Annotated in this window: 19 protein-coding genes and 1 tRNA gene; 1 reads left to right on the forward strand and 19 read right to left on the reverse strand. The window is 45.3% G+C overall.

Annotation, left to right across the window (positions count from 1 at the left end):
- Positions 1–70: 70 nt before the first annotated feature.
- From eno to QNI08_RS15645, 9 genes are all read right to left on the reverse strand, one after another.
- Positions 71–1,366 (reverse strand): phosphopyruvate hydratase, encoded by a 1,296-nt coding sequence (eno, locus tag QNI08_RS15605; RefSeq protein WP_285768324.1) that lies wholly within the window; start codon positions 1,364–1,366, stop codon positions 71–73.
- Between the two features lie 30 nt (positions 1,367–1,396).
- On the reverse strand, positions 1,397–2,932 hold the full coding sequence (gpmI, locus tag QNI08_RS15610; protein ID WP_285768325.1) for a 2,3-bisphosphoglycerate-independent phosphoglycerate mutase: 1,536 nt from the start codon (positions 2,930–2,932) through the stop codon (positions 1,397–1,399).
- Positions 2,925–3,686, reverse strand: a complete 762-nt coding sequence (gene tpiA / locus QNI08_RS15615) for a triose-phosphate isomerase (protein WP_285768326.1) — start codon at positions 3,684–3,686, stop codon at positions 2,925–2,927. The genes gpmI and tpiA overlap by 8 nt, the downstream gene beginning before the upstream one ends.
- A gap of 46 nt (positions 3,687–3,732) precedes the next feature.
- Positions 3,733–4,917, reverse strand: coding sequence for a phosphoglycerate kinase (locus tag QNI08_RS15620; RefSeq protein ID WP_285768327.1), 1,185 nt, complete (start codon positions 4,915–4,917; stop codon positions 3,733–3,735).
- A gap of 249 nt (positions 4,918–5,166) precedes the next feature.
- Positions 5,167–6,174: a type I glyceraldehyde-3-phosphate dehydrogenase gene (gene gap, locus QNI08_RS15625; protein WP_285768328.1), complete on the reverse strand. Its 1,008-nt coding sequence runs from the start codon at positions 6,172–6,174 to the stop codon at positions 5,167–5,169.
- A gap of 32 nt (positions 6,175–6,206) precedes the next feature.
- Positions 6,207–7,241, reverse strand: coding sequence for a sugar-binding transcriptional regulator (locus QNI08_RS15630; RefSeq protein WP_285768329.1), 1,035 nt, complete (start codon positions 7,239–7,241; stop codon positions 6,207–6,209).
- Between the two features lie 139 nt (positions 7,242–7,380).
- Positions 7,381–7,623 (reverse strand): glutaredoxin family protein, encoded by a 243-nt coding sequence (locus QNI08_RS15635; protein WP_285768330.1) that lies wholly within the window; start codon positions 7,621–7,623, stop codon positions 7,381–7,383.
- A gap of 15 nt (positions 7,624–7,638) precedes the next feature.
- The gene (gene rpoN / locus QNI08_RS15640) at positions 7,639–8,976 is read right to left on the reverse strand and encodes an RNA polymerase factor sigma-54 (RefSeq protein ID WP_285768331.1); all 1,338 of its coding nucleotides are present in this window, start codon (positions 8,974–8,976) and stop codon (positions 7,639–7,641) included.
- A 293-nt stretch (positions 8,977–9,269) separates the two neighbouring features.
- A tRNA-Arg gene (locus QNI08_RS15645) sits at positions 9,270–9,341 on the reverse strand.
- Positions 9,342–9,631: 290 nt separating this feature from the next.
- Between QNI08_RS15645 and clpP the strand changes: the two genes are divergently transcribed.
- Positions 9,632–10,237, forward strand: a complete 606-nt coding sequence (gene clpP / locus QNI08_RS15650) for an ATP-dependent Clp endopeptidase proteolytic subunit ClpP (RefSeq protein ID WP_285768332.1) — start codon at positions 9,632–9,634, stop codon at positions 10,235–10,237.
- 84 nt (positions 10,238–10,321) lie between these two features.
- Here clpP and QNI08_RS15655 read toward each other — a convergent pair whose 3' ends face one another.
- The 10 genes from QNI08_RS15655 to hisF all read right to left on the reverse strand — a co-directional run bounded on the left by QNI08_RS15655 (position 10,322) and on the right by hisF (position 20,660).
- Complete coding sequence (locus QNI08_RS15655; RefSeq protein WP_048688029.1) at positions 10,322–10,579, reverse strand: HPr family phosphocarrier protein; 258 nt, start codon at positions 10,577–10,579, stop codon at positions 10,322–10,324.
- 20 nt (positions 10,580–10,599) lie between these two features.
- Positions 10,600–11,553 (reverse strand): DNA-binding protein WhiA, encoded by a 954-nt coding sequence (gene whiA, locus QNI08_RS15660; RefSeq protein ID WP_285768333.1) that lies wholly within the window; start codon positions 11,551–11,553, stop codon positions 10,600–10,602.
- Between the two features lie 70 nt (positions 11,554–11,623).
- Positions 11,624–12,610, reverse strand: coding sequence for a gluconeogenesis factor YvcK family protein (locus QNI08_RS15665; RefSeq protein ID WP_285768334.1), 987 nt, complete (start codon positions 12,608–12,610; stop codon positions 11,624–11,626).
- Positions 12,600–13,499: an RNase adapter RapZ gene (gene rapZ / locus QNI08_RS15670; RefSeq protein WP_285768335.1), complete on the reverse strand. Its 900-nt coding sequence runs from the start codon at positions 13,497–13,499 to the stop codon at positions 12,600–12,602. The genes QNI08_RS15665 and rapZ overlap by 11 nt, the downstream gene beginning before the upstream one ends.
- A 44-nt stretch (positions 13,500–13,543) precedes the next feature.
- Positions 13,544–14,002 (reverse strand): 8-oxo-dGTP diphosphatase, encoded by a 459-nt coding sequence (locus tag QNI08_RS15675; RefSeq protein WP_061141161.1) that lies wholly within the window; start codon positions 14,000–14,002, stop codon positions 13,544–13,546.
- A 525-nt stretch (positions 14,003–14,527) separates the two neighbouring features.
- Positions 14,528–15,475: a thioredoxin-disulfide reductase gene (trxB, locus tag QNI08_RS15680; protein WP_285768336.1), complete on the reverse strand. Its 948-nt coding sequence runs from the start codon at positions 15,473–15,475 to the stop codon at positions 14,528–14,530.
- Positions 15,476–15,578: 103 nt separating this feature from the next.
- Positions 15,579–17,081, reverse strand: coding sequence for a tetratricopeptide repeat protein (locus QNI08_RS15685; RefSeq protein WP_285768337.1), 1,503 nt, complete (start codon positions 17,079–17,081; stop codon positions 15,579–15,581).
- Between the two features lie 122 nt (positions 17,082–17,203).
- Positions 17,204–18,661 carry an aldehyde dehydrogenase family protein gene (locus QNI08_RS15690; RefSeq protein WP_285768338.1) on the reverse strand — a complete coding sequence of 486 codons (1,458 nt, stop codon included), beginning with the start codon at positions 18,659–18,661 and terminating at the stop codon, positions 17,204–17,206.
- A gap of 587 nt (positions 18,662–19,248) precedes the next feature.
- Positions 19,249–19,905, reverse strand: coding sequence for a bifunctional phosphoribosyl-AMP cyclohydrolase/phosphoribosyl-ATP diphosphatase HisIE (gene hisIE / locus QNI08_RS15695; RefSeq protein WP_285768339.1), 657 nt, complete (start codon positions 19,903–19,905; stop codon positions 19,249–19,251).
- Positions 19,902–20,660 (reverse strand): imidazole glycerol phosphate synthase subunit HisF, encoded by a 759-nt coding sequence (gene hisF, locus QNI08_RS15700; RefSeq protein WP_285768340.1) that lies wholly within the window; start codon positions 20,658–20,660, stop codon positions 19,902–19,904. The genes hisIE and hisF overlap by 4 nt, the downstream gene beginning before the upstream one ends.

The raw sequence follows: 20,660 nt of genomic DNA on the forward strand, positions 1-20,660 counted from the left end.
ACCTCCCATTCAAAAGGAATGGGAGGTGAAAAGACCATCCGCTTCTCTTCGGAAGCGGATTTTGCCATGATTACTTCTTCAAGTTATAGAAAGATTTCAAGCCACCGTATACAGCCAAGTCGCCAAGCTGGTCTTCGATACGAAGAAGTTGGTTGTATTTAGCGATACGGTCCGTACGTGACATGGAACCTGTTTTGATTTGTCCTGCGTTCGTCGCAACGGCGATGTCAGCGATCGTTGCATCTTCCGTTTCACCTGAACGATGGGAAATGACAGCCGTGTAGCCAGCACGCTTAGCCATTTCAATTGCGTCAAACGTTTCAGTCAGTGTACCGATTTGGTTCACTTTGATCAGGATGGAGTTGCCGATGCCTTTTTCGATGCCTTCAGCCAATTTTTTCGTGTTCGTTACGAATAAATCATCCCCGACCAATTGAACTCTAGAACCAAGACGCTCAGTCAGAAGCTTGTGGCCGTCCCAGTCATTTTCATCCAGACCGTCTTCGATGGAAAGGATCGGGAATTCATTCACTAGCTCCTCATAGAAAGAAACCATTTCTTCAGAAGAGACGCCATTGCGGCCTTCGCCTGCAAGATCGTATTTGCCTGTTTCTTTGTTATAGAATTCTGATGAAGCTACATCCATGCCAAGGAAGATATCTTCCCCTGCTTTGTAGCCTGCTTTGTCGATTGCCTCGATGATGACTTGCAGCGCTTCACGGTTAGAACCAAGGTTCGGGGCAAAGCCGCCTTCGTCGCCGACAGCCGTATTAAGGCCTTTGGCAGATAAAACGGATTTCAATGCATGGAATACTTCTGCGCCCATGCGGACCGCTTCCTTGAAGCTTGGTGCACCGACAGGAAGGATCATGAATTCCTGGAAGTCAACGTTGTTATCGGCATGTGATCCACCATTGATGATGTTCATCATTGGAGTCGGAAGTTGTTTTGCATTGAAGCCTCCAAGGTAACGGTACAATGGTAAGCCGGAAAATTCAGCAGCAGCGTGGGCAGCAGCCATGGATACACCAAGGATTGCATTGGCTCCAAGTTTTCCTTTGTTTTCCGTACCATCCAACTCGATCATCGTAAGGTCGATGCCCGCTTGGTTCGTTACATCCAAGCCAATCACAGCTTCAGCAATGATTTCATTTACGTTATCGACTGCTTTTTGTACCCCTTTACCAAGGTAGCGAGATTTATCTCCGTCACGAAGCTCAACCGCTTCATGTTCACCTGTTGAAGCACCAGATGGTACGATTGCGCGTCCGAAGTAACCGGACTCTGTTTGGATTTCTACTTCTATTGTTGGATTACCACGGGAATCAAGCACTTCGCGTGCATATACATGTTCAATGTACGGCATTATAAATCTCTCCTTTTCCAATTCACATTTTTATTTAGATAATAGGGATTTCCCTGTCATTTCGACAGGTTTGTCGACTCCAAGCAAATCAAGCATAGTCGGAGCCAAATCGCCTAAAATACCATCTGTTCTTAATGTTACCTGATTTTTGGTGATAATGACAGGCACAGGGTTCGTCGTATGGGCCGTCATCGGATTCCCTTCGAGCGTAACCACTTCATCGGCATTCCCATGGTCTGCCGTAATGATGGCCGTGCCGCCTTTAGAGACGATTAAATCGACGATTTTGCCTAGGCATTCATCAACGGTTTCAATCGCTTTTATGGTCGGCTCAAGCATGCCTGAGTGCCCGACCATATCCGGGTTGGCGAAATTCAAAATGATTGCATCGAAGTTATCGGCCTCGATTTGTTCCACCAATGCATCCGTCACTTCATAGGCGCTCATTTCCGGTTGTAAATCGTATGTAGCGACCTTTGGAGAATTAATCAAGATCCTCTCTTCACCAGGAAACTTCTCTTCTCGGCCTCCGCTCATGAAAAACGTCACATGCGGATATTTTTCGGTTTCGGCAATGCGAAGCTGGGTAAGCTTGTTTTGAGAAAGCACTTCCCCTAATGTATTATCTAGATTCGTCGGCTGGAATGCAACATATCCGTCAACCGTTTCCGAAAAATGCGTCAGGCAGACAAAATGAAGGTGCTTTGGATGCCCGGGACCGCGGTCAAATGAGCGGAAGTCCTCATTGGTGAATGTATTCGAAATCTGGATCGCCCGGTCGGGACGGAAGTTATAAAAGATGACGGCATCCTCATCCTTGATCGTCGCCACCGGCTTCCCATCTTCCGCCGTAATGACGGAGGGGATCACGAACTCGTCAAAAATACCATGTTCGTATGAATCCTCAACACATTCCAGTGCAGAAGGATAGGCAGGTCCATCACCGTACACCATGGAACGGTAGGATTTTTCAACACGTTCCCAACGTTTATCACGGTCCATGGAATAATATCTTCCAGAGATGGTAGCAAACCGGCCTACACCGATTTCCTTCATTTTCGCTTCTGCATCCTTGATATAGCCCTGTGCCGTTTTAGGTCCGACATCACGTCCATCGAGGAATGCATGTACATATACATTCTTGACTCCTTCTTTGGCTGCCAATTTCAGCAGGGCATACATATGTTCAATATGACTATGCACGCCGCCATCCGAAAGAAGCCCGAACAGATGAAGGTCTGTACCTTTTTTCTTTGTATGGCTCATGGCCTCGACCAATGTTGGGTTTTCCGCGAACTCGCCTTCCCGGATTGCAAGGTTCACACGGGTCAGGCTTTGATAGACGATGCGTCCGGCACCGATATTCAAATGGCCCACTTCCGAGTTCCCCATTTGGCCAGCAGGCAAGCCGACCGCTTCACCGCTAGCAGTTAGATGGGAGTGCGGGTACTGCTCCCAATAACGGTCAAAATTCGGTTTTTTCGCATGATAAACCGCATTTCCTTTTTCCTCGCTGCGGCAGCCAAAGCCGTCCAAGATGATAAGTGCCACTGGCGACTTACTCATAGTGACCAGCCTCCAGCAATTGTAAGAAACTATCCGCTTTCAAGCTTGCCCCGCCTACCAAAGCACCGTCGATATCAGGTTGCGCCATGTACTCTTTGATATTCTCAGGTTTTACGCTGCCGCCGTACTGGATACGGATGGCCGCTGCCGCTTCGTTAGAAAACTTGTCAGCAACTACTGAACGGATATGTGCACATACTTCATTCGCATCCTGGGCGGATGACGATTTACCTGTTCCAATCGCCCATATCGGTTCATAGGCGATGACGGTTTGTTTCAATTGCTCGTCTGTCATGCCTTCCAGACCTTTTTCAATTTGGCTGGCAACAAAATCATTCGTTTCGCCGGCTTCACGCTGCTCAAGCGTTTCACCGCAGCACACGATCGGGGTTAATTGGTTAGCGAAAGCGGCATGAGCTTTTTTATTAACGGCTTCATCCGTTTCATTGAACATTTCGCGACGTTCGGAATGGCCTAGGATGACATAAGAGACACCAAGATCAGCCAGTGCGACAGGACTTACCTCCCCTGTGAAGGCTCCACTTTCTTCAAAGTGCATGTTCTGTGCCCCGATTTTTACATCGGTACCCTTGGCAGCTTGAACTAATTGATCCAAAAACAAAGCAGGAGCACATACAACCGTATCGATTACATCTTGCTTCGGAATTAAATTGCTCACTTCTTCCAAAAAGGCAGTTGCCTCAGATAGTGTCTTATTCATTTTCCAGTTACCTGCAATAATCGGTTTACGCATTTGGTTTCTCATCCCTTCTAAAGTAGAAATTATTGACGGTTCACGCTTATTTGTCGTTCAATGCTACCACGCCCGGCAATTCCTTGCCTTCCATGAACTCAAGAGATGCACCGCCGCCTGTTGAAATATGGGACATTTTCTCTGCCAAACCAAACTTTTCGGCAGCTGCAGCAGAATCTCCTCCGCCAACGATGCTGTAAGTATCCTTAGCATCAGCCAAGGCTTGGGCAACGGTCCTTGTACCATTCGCAAATTTATCGAATTCAAATACGCCCATAGGTCCATTCCAAATGACAAGCTTGGAGCCTTTGATGATGTCCGCATATAATTCACTTGTTTTCGGACCGATATCAAGAGCCATCTTATCTTTCGGTATGGAATCGATATTGACGACTTCAGTTTCTGCATCTGGTGAAAATTCAGCCGTTATTACGGCATCGATCGGCAAATGAAGCTTTACGCCTTTTTCTTTAGCGCTTTCGATGAAAGATTTGGCCAACTCAATTTTGTCTTCTTCCAATAGAGAGTCTCCAATTTCATGGCCTTGCGCTTTGATGAATGTATAGCCGAGCCCGCCGCCAATGATCAAATGATCGACCGTTTCCAAAAGATTTTTGATGACGCCTATTTTATCCTTTACTTTAGCGCCGCCAATTATAGCTGTAAAAGGACGTTCAGGGTTTGATAGAGCTTTTCCAAGCACTTCAAGCTCTTTTTCCATCAGCAATCCGGCAACTGCTGGAAGATGGTGGGCGATTCCTTCGGTGGAAGCATGAGCACGATGGGCAGCCCCGAATGCATCATTCACATAAACATCTGCAAGTGCGGCGAATGATTTTGCCAATTCCTGATCATTCTTTTCTTCACCAGGATAGAAGCGGACGTTTTCCAATAACAAGATCTCGCCATTCTCCATATTATCAATCATGGATTGAACGGACTCTCCGTAAGCTTCTTCAGCCTTTTGGACATCCTTGCCGCTAAGCTCGCTTAGTCGTTCGGCCACAGGAGCTAAACGTAATTCTTCTACGACTTGTCCTTTAGGACGGCCAAGGTGGCTCGCCAGGATGACTTTAGCGCCTTGCTCCGTCAGATGGGAAATCGTCGGCAATGCAGCCTTGATTCTCGTATCGTCCGAAATCTTTCCGTCCTGCATCGGAACGTTGAAATCAACACGGCAAAATACTCGTTTCCCCTTTAATTCAATATCTCTAATCGACTTTTTATTCATAATCCAAAGAACCTCCTTAGATATTGTTATCACATTTTTGATTCTTTTAGTCAAAAAGGGAGAGGGTAAATATCCCATCTCCCCTTTTCTCTACTTCATTATAGTCGGTTTCCTGAAAATTATCCAAAAACAAGGAATCGAAGCGCTTAAAGTGCTTCATGACTTACTAATAATATCATCATCTTCCAGGTTTTATTAGGGGCATGATTAAAAAAACCTCACCTTGGTGAGGTTTTTTTATTATTCTAATTACAATCCTTTTTTAGCCAAATAGTCGATCAAATCAACTACACGGTTAGAATATCCTGTTTCATTATCATACCAAGATAATACTTTAACCATGTTTCCTTCCATTACCATTGTGGAAAGGGCATCGATTGTAGAAGAAGATGGGTTACCGTTATAGTCCGTTGATACTAGCGGAAGTTCGCTATACTCAAGAATTCCTTTTAGTTCCCCTTCAGAAGCCTTTTTGAATGCTGCATTCACTTCTTCAGCTGTTACGTCTTTTTCAAGCTCTGCAACAAGATCGACTACAGATACGTTTGGAGTCGGTACACGCATTGCCATACCATTCAATTTTCCTTTTAGTTCAGGAAGAACAAGTGCAACAGCTTTTGCTGCCCCAGTTGTTGTAGGAATGATGTTTTCAGCCGCTGCACGTGCGCGACGGTAATCTTTATGAGGTAAGTCAAGAATTTGTTGATCGTTTGTATATGAGTGAACAGTCGTCATCATACCGCGTTTGATTCCGAATTGTTCATGAAGTACTTTAGCGAATGGAGCCAAGCAGTTCGTTGTACATGATGCATTTGAAATGACATGGTGGTTAGCTGCATCATATTTCTCTTCATTTACACCCATTACGATCGTGATGTCTTCATCGGATGCAGGAGCGGAAATGATTACTTTTTTCGCGCCAGCTTCTAAATGTTTAGCTGCATCTGAACGTTTCGTGAAACGTCCTGTAGATTCAACCACCACTTCAACACCTAGTTCTCCCCAGCCTAATTGTGCAGGGTCACGTTCAGCCAAAACTTTTACTTTATGGCCATCAACAACCAAGAAGTCACCATCAACCACTACTTTTTCATTAAGGGAACCATGAATTGTATCATATTGAAGAAGGTGCGCTAACATATTAGCATCCGTTAAGTCGTTAATAGCGACAATTTCAACCTCAGGATTATTTAATGCTGCACGAAATACATTACGTCCTATACGTCCAAAACCATTAATACCAACTTTTACTGCCATGAAAAATTCCTCCTTTAAAATTCGTAAATATATTAAGGGGTATAATTCCCCTGAATTAACTCCTGTGCTGCTGCTTCATCAGTAATCAAAACGGTTGATGAAGGTGCGCCTTTCATGTAAGAACGGATAGCCTTGGCTTTAGTTTTCCCACCTGCGACCGTTATCACCCGCTTTTCAGGGCTGAGATCATCCAACTGGATGCCGACCGTCAAAACCTTATGAACGACTGTGCCGTTTTCATCGTAGTAATACCCGAATGCCTCTCCTACAGCATTGCCATCTACCAGCTTCTTTAACATATCCGGCGGAGAATTCCTTCTCTCTGCCATCGCCATGGCATCACCAATTCCATGAATGATCATATCCGCAGATTTGATTTGGGAGATGACTTCCTTGATTGCAGGTTCCTTCTGGAAGGAAGCATACACCTCACCGCTCAATTGATCGGGTACATATAGCACTCTGTAAGAGGCCTGCGCCTTCTGTGCCATTTTTTCGACAATCGTATTGGCCTGGTTCTGCACTGCTTCACCAATTCCACCGCGGGCTGGAACGAATATCAATTTCTTAGAGGCTTCATCAGGTGACAGCGAATTGGCCACTTCGGCCATTGTCGATCCACCAGTTACCGCAATGATATTCTTTGAATTCCACTCGAGTTTCATACGGTTTGCACAAGCTTTGCCCAATTCTTTTTTTACCCATGGGGTTTCATCACAATTTCCTGAGACAATTATGACCTCGTCGACTTGTAACAATTCCTGCAATTGCCGTTCCATTATGTCTATACCCATAACTTCACGCATTATTCCTTCCAACTTATCAAGGATTTCCATCCCTTCATCAGTCATTGTCATGCCAGAACTGAATATATTAACCAGGTTCTGACTTTTCAGAAAATCAACCTCGCCTCTAAGCGTCCGCTCCGTCACATTAAGACTCACGGCCAGGCTTCGCCTTCCCACCGGCTGCATCATTTTGATATAACGCAGGATATCATACCTTTTTTGCATAACCGTAAGGAAATCAGGCAATAATTTTCTTTGTACCTCGAGTAATGTACGCATATTGAAAACTCCTAAAAAGTTTGGTTGGACACGAATTGTCCCGCGTAGTCATTTAATGTCCCACTTAAAACAAAAAAATATTCCTGCTACATATTTTATTCTAGCAGGAACGGATTGTTTCTTCAAATGATTTGAAAAATTATTTTTGCAAACGCCCATTTAGAGCGGTTTTATCCACTTTTCCATATTGAATGATTTCTTCTTCCCATTCGATCACAGGGATCATCAAGGCAAATTTCTCAAGCAGCGAGTCGTCGGAATGGATATCGATTTCCTTATATCCTATGCCCGAATCCCGTTTCACCTCTTCCAGGATGGTCTTGGCTTCATCGCATAACGGACATCTTTCCCGGCTATATAAAACAAACTCATTCCTTTTCAAAACACTCAACCCTTTTCAATCATATCTTTTCCGTTTGGAAGAGGAGGGTATACCCAGCTGCTCCCGGTATTTGGCCACCGTTCGGCGTGCAAGGATGATCCCATGCTTTTCCTTGAGCAAATCCGCCAAATCCTGATCCGACAGCGGCTTTTGTTTATTCTCGCCCTCGATGGCTGCCTTGAGGCCCTTTTTTGCTTGCATGCCAGACATATCCTCATCAAGGCCTACTGATTGCAATGATGTTGTGAAGAATATCCGCATTTCGATTGTCCCAAATGGCGTCTGAACATATTTACCTTTCACGGCGCGGCTTACCGTCGATTCGTGTATCCCGATTTCATCGGCCACTTCTTTCATCGTCATCGGCTTCAAGTAATTAAGCCCGTGGTGAAAGCACGCCGGCTGTTTATCGACGATACACTGGATGACCTTCAATATCGTTTCTTTTCGCTGTTGAATCCCTTTTGAAATCCATTGGTATTCCTGCCACTTATCCTGGATGAAGCGCTGCACCCCTTTATCTCCATGGCTCTTCATCCGGTTTAGGTACCCTTTATCGACATTAAGGTTTGGTGTGTTGCCATCATAATTCCCGACAAGCAGGATTCCATCACGGACCTCGACAACGACATCAGGCACGATATAAGATGGCTTTTCCTGAAAGAATAGTGAGGCTGGCCTTGGATTCAACGTCTGGACATAATCGAATACCTCTTGGATATCCTTCATTGCAGTACCTATTTTCTTGCTTAAATCTTTCCAACGCTTTTCGGCAAAGTCGAGGAAATGATGTTCCATGATGATTTCAGCCAGCGGGTTGATCCCTTCCGCCCTTACTTGAAGCAATAGGCACTCTTGGAGATTCCGTGCGGCAAGTCCGTGCGGCTCGAGCTGCTGTAAAAGGGACAGACTCTCCTCCAAAACAGCTGGCGTGATACCGGCCATGCACATATCATCCAGATCAATCCGCAAGTAACCGTTTTCATCAAGGTTGTGAATCAATAGCAGCATCGCCTTCCGCTGCTCACCTGTAAGCTGCTGGTGATTCACCTGGGACATGACATGCTGTTCAAGCGAGACGGTGTCTTCACTGATTTGCTCGATCCAATAGTTGGCATCATACGTATTTTTAAGAGTTCGTTTACCCTTTTTCCGGTCAAAGGTCGGCTGAAATAGTGCGGATGTTGGCTGATCTAGGGACAGTAACGGATTTTCGGCCATTTTATTTTCCAAGAAGGCAGAAAGCTCCTGGGCGGAGTACTGCAGCAATGTAATAGCCTGCATGAGCTCCTGGGTCATTGCCATCTTTAATGTTTGCTGTTGAAATAATCCTGCTTTCATATTCATGCTCATCGATTCATCCCTCCCCACTCCATTTTACATTATCAGGAGAAAATTCTACACAAAAACCCATGAAAACGCTTACGTTTTTTTCTGAATAGTTTATTTGTTTTACATACTATATGACAGGAATGCCATTTTAACAACTAGTTTTATGGAAAAGTCCTCACTTTCCATGCATATTCCCTCATATTAGTGGAGGGGCTTATCCAGCAGGTTTCGATGATAATCGCAAAATTCCAACAAAATTCATCATTCAAAAAAAAAATCCCCCACTTAATTAAATTAAGCGGGAGATTTGGCAGTGCCCTCGGCAGGAATCGAACCTGCATTTCAAGCTTCGGAGGCTTGCGTTCTATCCGTTGCACTACGAGGGCGAAATGGAGATCATTCTTTTCGACAGACTTCATTATATGATAGAATGCCCTCCTTTGCAAGGGCTATCAGGTTTAAAAGTTTGTCATTTGGGTATTATGGATAATGTGGAAATTCATCCCTGATCGGCATAATCATTATTGAATCCAAATGGGAAGGAGCCTTGACCAGAAAATTGTCGAACAAATTATCACTTATAGGATTTGTTTTGTTTGACCTAAATTGACCAAAAAGTGTATCATACATACATAAAGAATTTAAATGATTCTCTTAATCGAAGGAGGAAATGAACATGAATTTAATTCCTACAGTTATCGAGCAAACAAGTCGTGGGGAGCGTGCCTACGATATTTACTCCCGTTTATTAAAAGACAGGATCATTATGCTAGGAAGCGCAATTGACGATAATGTTTCCAATTCCATCGTTGCTCAATTACTATTCCTTGAAGCGGAAAACCCTGAAAAGGATATCACATTATACATCAACAGCCCAGGCGGAAGCATCACTTCCGGTATGGCCATTTACGATACGATGCAATATATCAAACCTAATGTATCTACAGTTTGCATCGGCATGGCTGCTTCCATGGGGGCATTCCTGTTGGCAGCTGGCGAAAAAGGCAAGCGTTATGCGTTGCCGAACAGTGAAGTCATGATTCACCAACCGCTTGGCGGAGCGCAAGGACAAGCTACCGAAATCGAAATCGCTGCCCGCCGTATCCTTCACTTGAAAGATAAATTGAATCAAATTTTGGCAGAGCGCACCGGTCAGCCTCTTGAAGTCCTTCAAAGAGATACGGAACGCGACAACTTCATGACTTCCGAAAGAGCCCTTGAATACGGCTTGATTGACAAAGTCATCACTCGCAGCATCCTTGAGGATAAAAAAGATAAATAATCTAGCACAGCAACAGGCCGCGAGAGCTTCGCGGCCTGTTTGCATGCCATGAAAAAAAGGATGCACTTTTAGCATCCTTTTTCTTTACCCCTCTTGTTGAACGAATTCTTCCAGTGCTTCCAACGCTTCCTTCTCATCGCGCCCCTCAACGATCAGCTTCACGGACACTCCTGAACTGATGGCAAGGCTCATTAAGCCCATGATGCTTTTCGCATTCACTTTTTTTCCTTCTTTTTCAAGAAATACATCTGAATGAAAGCGGTTAGCTTCTTGTACAAACAGGGCCGCCGGCCGGGCTTGTAAACCTGTTTTCAGTTTTACTTCAACTTGTTTCTCCACCATCATGATCTCCCCTGTAAGATTTATTTTTTCGCAGCAATAGCCTCTCCTCCACGGAGCCTGTCAGCTATTTCGTCAATCTTCCGTAATCGGTGATTGATTCCGGATTTACTGATGCTTCCGCCTGATACCATCTCGCCAAGTTCCTTTAAGGTTATATCCTGGAAGGCAATTCTCAATTCGGCTATTTCACGAAGTTTATCCGGCAAAATGTTCAGCCCCACCGTATCCTCGATATAATGGATATTTTCCACCTGCCGCAATGAGGCACCGATCGTTTTGTTCAAATTGGCTGTTTCACAATTCACAAGCCGATTGACTGAATTGCGCATATCACGGACAATCCGGACATCCTCGAACCTCAATAATGCGGAATGGGCTCCGACGATGCTTAAAAATTCGGCGATTTTTTCGGCTTCCTTCAAGTAAATGATATATCCTTTTTTGCGTTCAAGCGTTTTTGCCTTTAGATCGAACTTATTCATTAACTCACAAAGCGCATCATTATGCTCCTTATAAAGCGAGAAGATTTCCAGGTGATAAGAGGACGTTTCCGGATTATTCACTGACCCCCCCGCAAGGAATGCACCTCTTAAATAGGAGCGCTTGCAGCATTTCTTTCCGACGATCGTATCGGAAATCGCATGGAGTATTTCAAAGCCATCACCCAAAATTTCCAAATCATTCAAAACGCGCTGCCCACCAGACGACATCCTGACGATATAGACATTATTCTTTTTAAGCTTCATCTTTTTACGGACCAAAAGCTCGACTTGGACCTCATAACTTTTTTTCAGCAGCGTATAAATCCTTCTGGCAATCGCCGCATTTTCGGTTTGAATATCCACGACAAGCTTCCGATTAGAAAATGAAAGGGAACCGTTCATCCGGATCAGCGCACACAATTCCGCTTTTCCGCAACAGTCCTTTCCCTCTAATGTAGTGAGCTCTTTTTTCGTTTCTGAAGCAAAAGACATCCGTTTCACCCCCCATCGAACGCAGGTAATCTATTTTTATCCATTCAAAAAAAACCGTCCCTGTCCATATCTACGGAACTATATGGCCTTTTGTTTCATTTATTAGCATATTGTAAAGCAAATCGGCCACTTTTTTCGTGTCATGCCGGATGACATTCCCTTCATAGCTGAAAATGCGTTCCTGGATGATCTCGAGCCCCATCCGTTTTAAACCCTCGACATCATACATGACCGGCTTGGCATATTCAGCTTGATACCGCTGCTGGACCTCGGCCGGTATTTCCTCGTTATTAACCAGTATCCTGTCAATATAAGCATTGCCCATATGGTCGTAGATCGCTTTAATATGATCACTCGCACTATAATCCAGCGTCTCGCCTGCTTGTGTCATCAAGTTGCAGATGTATACCTTCTTAGCCTTGGAACGGCCAACCGCTTCCCCTAATCCAGGGACAAGCAGGTTAGGGAGAATGCTAGTATATAAGCTTCCTGGGCCGATGACAATGAGGTCAGCCTGCTTGATTTCCTGGATGGTTTCCCTGAGCGGCTTGATATGCTGGGGAGACAGAAACACTTTCTTAATTTTCTTTCCCGAAAAGGGGATCTTGGACTCGCCCGTAACGATCGATCCATCAGCCATTTCCGCGTGGAGAACCACGCTTTGGTTTGCTGCCGGCAGCACTTTGCCGCGGACGTTCAGGAACTTACTCATTTCCTGGATTGCATGGACGAAATCCCCAGTCAATGAGGTCATAGCCGCCAAGATCAAGTTCCCAAGCGAATGCCCGGAAAGTTCGTTTTTGCTCTGAAAGCGATGCTGAAACATTTGCTCGACAAGAGGTTCCACATCCGATAGTGCAGCAAGCACGTTCCGGATATCTCCCGGAGCGGGGATATCCATGTCCTCCCGAAGGCGTCCCGAGCTTCCGCCATCATCGGCTACCGTAACGATTGCCGTTATATCGACCGGATGCTTCTTCAAGCCCCTTAATAAAACGGGAAGACCGGTTCCCCCTCCAATGATCACGACCTTAGGCTGTTTCTTATCATTTAGCATCTGCTTTCCCCTTACTTTTTTCGATATCACGATGTGACACTTGTACTTGATAATCCTTTTGGAAGTAATTCGAGATATACTCCGTCAACGCCACAGAACGATGCTGACCGCCTGTACATCCAATCGCAACCACAAGCTGCGCCTTCCCCTCCCGCTTATAGTAGGGGAGCATGAACGCGAGTAAGTCGGTTACCTTTTCCAAAAACTTCTGGGTCTCGCTCCATTTTAAAACGTAACTGGAGACTTCCTGTTCCAAGCCAGTCCTAGGCCTCATATGGTCAATATAATAAGGATTTGGCAGGAACCGCACGTCAAACACTAAATCAGCATCTATCGGCAAGCCGTGCTTGAATCCAAAGGACATGACGTTAACCGTGAATCCTACACTTTTATCGGCAGAAAATTCCGAAGCGATTTTCTCCCTCAACTCCCGCGGCTTCAATTGCGACGTATTGAAAATCAGCTGGGCCCTTCCCTTCAATTCATCCAGAAGCTCCCGTTCCATTTTGATGCCTTCCAATGGCCGCCCTAATGGAGCCAGCGGGTGGGTCCTTCTCGTCTCTTTATACCTGCGCACCAAGGAATCGTCATCAGCTTCAAGGAAGAGGATCCTTGGAGATACTGACGATGTATCCGTAAGATTATCAAGTGCCAGAAATAACGAATCAAAAAACTCCCGTCCGCGCAAATCCATGACAAGGGCCACTTTATTCATCTTATTCCCCGAGTCCTTCATTAACTCCAAAAACTTTGGCAAAAGCGTGGGCGGTAAATTATCGACGCAAAAAAAGCCGAGGTCTTCAAAACTTTGAACCGCCACTGTCTTTCCCGCTCCCGACATTCCGGTAATGATGACCAATTGCGTTTCATTCATCTGCCCTGTACTCATCGTTCTCCGCCCCCATGTTTAACAATCTTTTTTATAAGCAACCATCAGCCTGGATCCAATCGATACGAAAGCAACTTAAACTCAGGCGTGTAGGTAAAGGTTCCATAGATGATTCCGCGTCCATGGACCATATAGTCCAGGATGTGAAAGTCGCCTTCAGCCATTTCCAGCTTCTTGACATCATCGACTGGGTGCCAGCTAAGTTCACCTTCTTCACAAACATCCAAATTGACTCCATCGGAATCTGTTGCAAAAAAAGTGAACATCATCCATTCCGAAAGCACTTTATCTCCATCCTTCATGATGAAAGTGAAAATGCCTTTGATGGAAGGGTTTTTCAAATAAACACCCGTTTCTTCACGATATTCCCTGATACAGGCATCCCGTATGGATTCTCCAGGCTCCATCTTTCCGCCCGGGGCTACCCACCAACCGCGTCTGGGTTTTTTCAGCAAGAGGATTTGTCCATCCTTGATCAATACACAATTTGTGACACGTTGCACGTTCTTCACCTCGATTCGGCCTCTTCTGTTCGACTATGGAAACCTTCCTTAAACCGCCGTACAATATCCATTTGACGATTTACAAATGCTGATAGTTCAAACAAATGGTATTTTACATCCTTTTATGAAAGATATATGTTTAGTATATCTTCTCATTATACTATTTTTGAAATGAGCTAACAATAAAGGAAACTTCCTGCATCGGGGAATATTCACCCGTCATGCTCGTCGCCTTATCCAATCATCTCCTGCTTTACACCTATTGTTCACCAGAATCCCCGCCTGCATGCAAAGGGCTGGCCAAAAGCAATGTCTACCCGCAGAGCACTTTTCCGTTAATTGGAATTTCAAAGCATCAAGATCAAGGACACAAAAAAAAGGACACAGATGCTTCATCTGTGTCCTCCAACGTTTATAATTAAAGGGGGTCAACTTCTACTCTAACTATACCGAATCATTATTTCACACGTGTTACAGCCTCGTTAAAACGGAATTACGATGTGTAAAATTTTGTAACCGATGCTATTATGCCTTTAGCTGTAACTTTTCCTGAAGCTCTTCTACATAATGCTGGGCAGATTGAGCGGCGATACTTCCATCACCGGTCGCTGTCACGATTTGACGCAATGTTTTTTCACGGACGTCACCAGCAGCGAAGATACCAGGGACGCGTGTCTCCATGCGGTCATTCGTTTCGATATAACCCGTTGCATTCAAAATGTTCAAGCTTTCGAATGGTTTAGTCAACGGAAGCATTCCGATGTAGATGAATACACCATCTGCATCCAGCTTCGTTTCTTCCCCGGTCACTGTCGAAACGAGAGTGACGCCGCCAACTTTACCGCCCTCTTCATTGATTTCCTTCAATGTGTGATTCCAGATGAAATCAACTTTTTCATTGGCAAAAGCGCGATCCTGAAGGATCTTTTGGGCACGAAGCTCTTCCCGCCTGTGAACGATCGTCACCTTCGAAGCGAAACGGGTCAAGTATACACCCTCTTCAACCGCAGAATCTCCACCGCCGATAACGAACAGTTCTTTTTGCTTGAAGAAAGCCCCATCACAAACTGCACAATACGATACACCGCGGCCGCCCAATTCCTTTTCACCCGGCACGCCGATTTTTTTATATTCCGCACCCGATGAAATGATGATGGAGCGTGCTTTGAATTCCTTGGTACCGGCCATGATCGTTTTATATTCTTCGCCGTCGATGATTTCCTTAACATCGCCATACGCATATTCCGCACCGAATTTCTTTGCATGGTCAAACATTTTCGTTGAAAGTTCAGGTCCCAGGATCGTATCGAATCCAGGATAATTTTCAACTTCTTCCGTATTGGCCATTTGCCCGCCCGGCACACCGCGTTCCAGCATCAATGTCGATAGGTTCGCACGTGATGTATAGACAGCAGCCGTCATCCCTGCAGGACCAGCTCCAATAATAACAACGTCATAAATTTTTTCAGACATGTTCTCACTCCTCCATATTCCATTACAAATGGAACCTTCACTACGGTTAGTGTTCCCTACCTATTATCCTATATAACAAATAATTTTTCGTCCAAATATCTGCTCATTCCAAGAGGGTATGCACCAGCTTCACGTACTTCGATAAGGTGGACACGGATATGAAATGCTTGTCTGCGATTGCCTGTTTGCTAACTTTTACATCTTTAAGCTGATTCCACACATATTCCACCGCAGACGCCCATCCTGCAGGATTGTTGAGCTTTTGGCCGGACTTCACCGCTTCGATGAAGACGGAAAACCACATTAGATAAAGTCCCGCTTCATCCAATTGAATCGGCTGGAAATGCCTATATAGTAACTCAGCCGTACGATCGGCAAAATCCACTTGCGTTAATTGGCGATCTTTCGAGGGAGCCTGCACAAGGTCGGCATAATCCCGTTCCAGATCGGTGAAATTCTGATTAAGATTGAGCACTTGGTTTTTCAATAACTTCTGTTTATGGACCGAATGCTTCAAAAGGAAAATGGCGAACAGCCTTTCTTCGATAAACTCGCTTTCCAGCCGCTTAATAATGGAAGGAAAGTGATGCTCAAAGCCATCGGAGGTCGCATTCATATCACCCCAAGGCTCCATGCCTTCCTTTTCCGGATTCATTTCCACAACCTTTTTCCAAGCCTTTCTGGCGGCCTGTTCGTGACCTAGGTGAAAAGCGGATATCGTTAGCCAATAGTAGAAGGTTCCATCCCCTTCAAATCCTTGCTTTTGCAAGACTTTCAGCCATTTATACGCAGAGGCGTAATTCCCGATCAGGGCGAAGGTCGCCCCTAGCTTGAAACGATGTTCGGATAACATTGGCCGGATTTTCTCCAGCATCTGTATCAGCTCCTCGACCTTCGCTTCATCCTGTTGGTAATGATGAAAGACGACTAGATTGCAAAGCGCATGCAGGTTTCCAGGGCTCTTTTCCAGCACTTCATCCAAGGTCTCGAAGGCATCATCCACTTGGCCAAGGTAGAAATAAGCTAAAGCCAAGTTATTATAAGCGGACCAATAGTCACCATATTCAGCAATCGTATCCTTCAATACCTCGATTGCCTTCGGGAAATTCCCCGATTCCAGATATTCACGCGCTTTTTCCTGTTTGGCGATGAGTCCGTCATGCTTAAAGGGGTTTTCTTCCGTTTCATCCGTCTCGAAGGTGATCAATTCAAGCAAGTCCTCTGCGTCATCACTGAATTCCCCATCCTCTTCTTTGTCGAGATAGGCACTTGCGTGACGGTAAGCTTCCTTGAACATGCCTAAGTGGGCATAATTATTTGCCAGGAAGTAATGACATTCCGACATATAAGGGTCCATCACATCCAGGATGTTTTCCAGGAGGTTGTTTGAATAATTATATTCACCGATTTCCGAGCACGTGATTGCCAATTGACAGGCTATCATCGGTTCCGCCGGTTCAAGCTCAAGCGCACGCTCCAAGTATTTTTTTGATTTTGGCAATTCTCTTCTATGATATGCTTTTAAACCCTTGGTGAAATAATACTCACCTGTTGGGTGAAAGGTTAAAATTTTTGCCTGTTGGCCAAATTTAGAGTCTTTACTCATGTAATCCTCCATCTACAAGTTGATTAACCATAGTATTATAACATATTGGAGTAATTTTGCCGAATAATTCAAGAAAATGGAAAATGAATTCCGAACCTCAAAATTCTTTTTCTTACGTCCTGTTAAAAAGGATAGTGCCGAGCAACGGTTTGCTTGGAAATCCATTTGGTGACAGTGAATTCCTCCACTACCCACGGGTTGCCAAAGCGCCCCATCCCGCTCATTTTATTGCCTCCAAAAGCAACGTTCGCACCATCATTTACAGTTTGGTCGTTGATATGGGTCATCCCGCTATCGATTTCGAGGCCCAATCGCTCGCCTCTCTCCAAATCATTAGTAAAGATGGCGGAGCTTAAACCGTATTCCGTATCATTGGCGACCTCAATGGCTTCTTCATCACTTTCGGCTTTAATGATGGAAACGACTGGTGAAAACAGCTCGGTTTGGGCAATCCTGTCCGTATTTTTCACATCACGGAAAATATATGGCGTCAGAACATTTCCTTCCCTTTTCCCTTCAAGCGCAAGGACTGCACCACTTCGTTTGGCCTCCTCGATGTAGCGCTGCGCTTTATCGATTTGGCGTTCATTCACCAGCGGTCCAATGACGGTTTTGGGATCTAACGGATTTCCATAAGGAAGCATTTTGGCCCGTTCTACAAATTCAACGATGAAAGCTTCATAGAGATTTTCATGGACGATAATTCGATTAATGCTCATGCAAATTTGTCCTTGGTGCAAGTATTTTCCGAAGATGGCTGCATCAACGGCACGATCGACATCTGCATCAGAAAGGACGATAAATGGATTATTGCCGCCCAATTCAAGTGCCACCCGTTTTAGGTTCTTCCCGGCCACTTCACCAATATGGCGTCCAACCGAAGTTGAACCCGTAAAGCTGATTAGCCTTGGGATCGGATTCGTAAGCATCTCATCGCCGATCTCCTCCAAATCGGTGATGATCATGTTCAATACACCTTTTGGCAGACCTGCATATTCAAAAGCAGCAGCGATGATGATACCGCCTGAATACGAAACCTGTACATCTGGTTTGTGCACGACACTATTTCCTAACGCAATGGCCGGAGCAATCGTTCTTACCGATAAATTCATCGGGAAGTTGAAGGGAGATATTGATGAAATGACGCCCAGTGGCCGGCGGTGAATGCGATTAACCTTGCCCTCCACAGTGGACGGCACTTCATGTACACGGTTCACTTCTTGTGAATAGGATAATGATTCTTTTAAAATTTGTATGGTCAGGCCAAGTTCAGCATTGGCTTTGATGAGGCTTCCGCCTGTTTCACGGATGATGGCATCAATGATGCCGTCGCGGTTTTCCTCAAAGTATGAGGCTGCCTTTTTCAGTACTTCATTCCGTTGCTCCGGAGTTGTCTTGGCCCATTCCTTTTGTGCTGCTTTTGCATGCTCAAAGGAGTCCTGCACTTGTTTGGATGATGCCAGACTTACAGTTGATAAAAGAGAGCCGTCAAATGGGTTAAGAATATCGTAGGTACGGCCTGTCAAACCTTCCACCCATTCACCATTTATGAAGCTTTTATTCAAGGAACCGAATTTCATCTGTGTATCCTCCTTATTGGAAGTGAAGAAAATGCAAACCACTCCATTTTTGATGAAGTATATTCCTAGATAAATCACGAGTCAAGAAATAGTGACCCCCGCTTTCAATACCCCGATAAATTCCATTTTCATTTCAAAAAAAGCTCGTTTTGAGTGAAATGAAACGTACGGCGCAGGCCAGAACTTAAACTGGCGAGTAAAAGTGCCAAATTGGCGAGTAAAGTGGTTAAATTCGCGAGTAAAAGTGCCAAACTGGCGAGTAAAGTGGTTAAACTCGCGAGTAAAAGTGCCGAATTGGCGAGTAAGGCCCCGAAATGATGAAAGTAAGCAGTGATTTATCGGAGAATCCGGGCCGGTTTCGGGAGTAACGCAAGATTTCGACGAGAACCGACCCGAATCACGTGTGAAATGCGCAAATTCATAGGAGAACCCGCCTCGAATTCGATGCAAAGCCCCAACTCGCGAGTAACTGTACTTTGAATGGTATCGTATCCACTTTATGTACCTTATTCAGGGGAGCATTTAGGTCATAGCGCCTTCCAGAAAAAAATAAACTGCCCTCCCTCTAAGGGAGGGCAGACAGCTGTTCATTCCGTTTCGTTAGGCTCGTCCTTTTCGGAGTGTCTTGCCTTCAATACATCCAACACCGCTTGGAAAGGCAATTCCTGCTCCTGAAGCAAAACGAATAAGTGATAGAGGAGATCGGCACTTTCCATGGACAATTCCTCGGCATCGCGGTTTTTGGCGGCAATGATCACTTCTGCCGCTTCTTCACCGACCTTCTTCAGGATTTTATCGACGCCCTTATCGAATAAATAGGTTGTATATGAACCTTCAGGCATTTCCGCTTTCCTTTGTGCAATCAATTGTTCCAATTCCGTCAGGAACGTCATATTCGTTTCTGACGCTTGACGGGCTTCCTCATTGTGATAAATCGATTCGCTGAAACAGCTCGTCGCTCCGGTATGGCACGCTGGCCCTGCTGGAACGACCGCAATGACCAATGCATCCTGATCGCAGTCATACTTAATTTCGATGATTTTCTGTGTATTTCCGCTGGTTGCCCCTTTATGCCATAATTCGTTTCGCGAGCGGCTAAAGAAAACCGTTTCACCCTTATCGATCGTCATTTTCAACGATTCTTGATTCATGTAAGCAAGCGTCAGCACTTCTTTGCTGCGCACGTCTTGGACAATTGCCGGTATTAGACCTTTTTCATCGTATTTAATAGTTTCAAGATTCATCGTACAACCACTCCTTGTTGTTTGAGAAACGCTTTGACTTCTTTGACCGATGTTTCTTTATAATGAAAGATCGAGGCAGCTAGGGCTGCATCCGCTTTACCTTCTTCAAATGCTTCCTGGAAATGCTCGGCTTGACCAGCACCGCCCGAGGCGATGACCGGCACGGATACCGCTTCCGATACCGCTTTGGTTAAAGCGACGTTGAAACCCCGTTTCTCTCCATCGCAATCCATGCTCGTCAGTAAGATTTCGCCGGCACCGCGGCTGACTGCTTCCTTTGCCCAGTCGGTCACTTCCCATTCGGTGGGCTTTCGCCCGCCATGGGTATAGACGCGCCATGACCCGAGCTCCTCATCATACCGTGCGTCAATGGCGACTACGATGCATTGGGCACCAAAATAATCAGAGCCTTCATTAATCAGTTCAGGCCGAAGTATGGCCGCTGTATTCAATGATACTTTGTCTGCACCAGCACGTAATATCCGCTTCATATCCGCCAGGGAATTGATGCCGCCGCCAACCGTGAACGGGATGGCCAAGCTGCCTGCCACCGCCTGAACGACATCCACCATCGTTTCCCTGCCTTCATGCGAGGCAGAGATATCGAGAAAGACAAGCTCATCGGCACCTTCCCGATCGTAAAAAGCAGCAAGCTCGACCGGATCTCCGGCATCCCTTAACGAAACGAATTGTATGCCTTTGACGACGCGCCCGTCCTTTACATCGAGACATGGAATGATTCGTTTAGTGAGCAT

This window comes from Peribacillus folii, from assembly GCF_030271255.1.
Taxonomy (GTDB): Bacteria; Bacillota; Bacilli; order Bacillales; family DSM-1321; genus Peribacillus.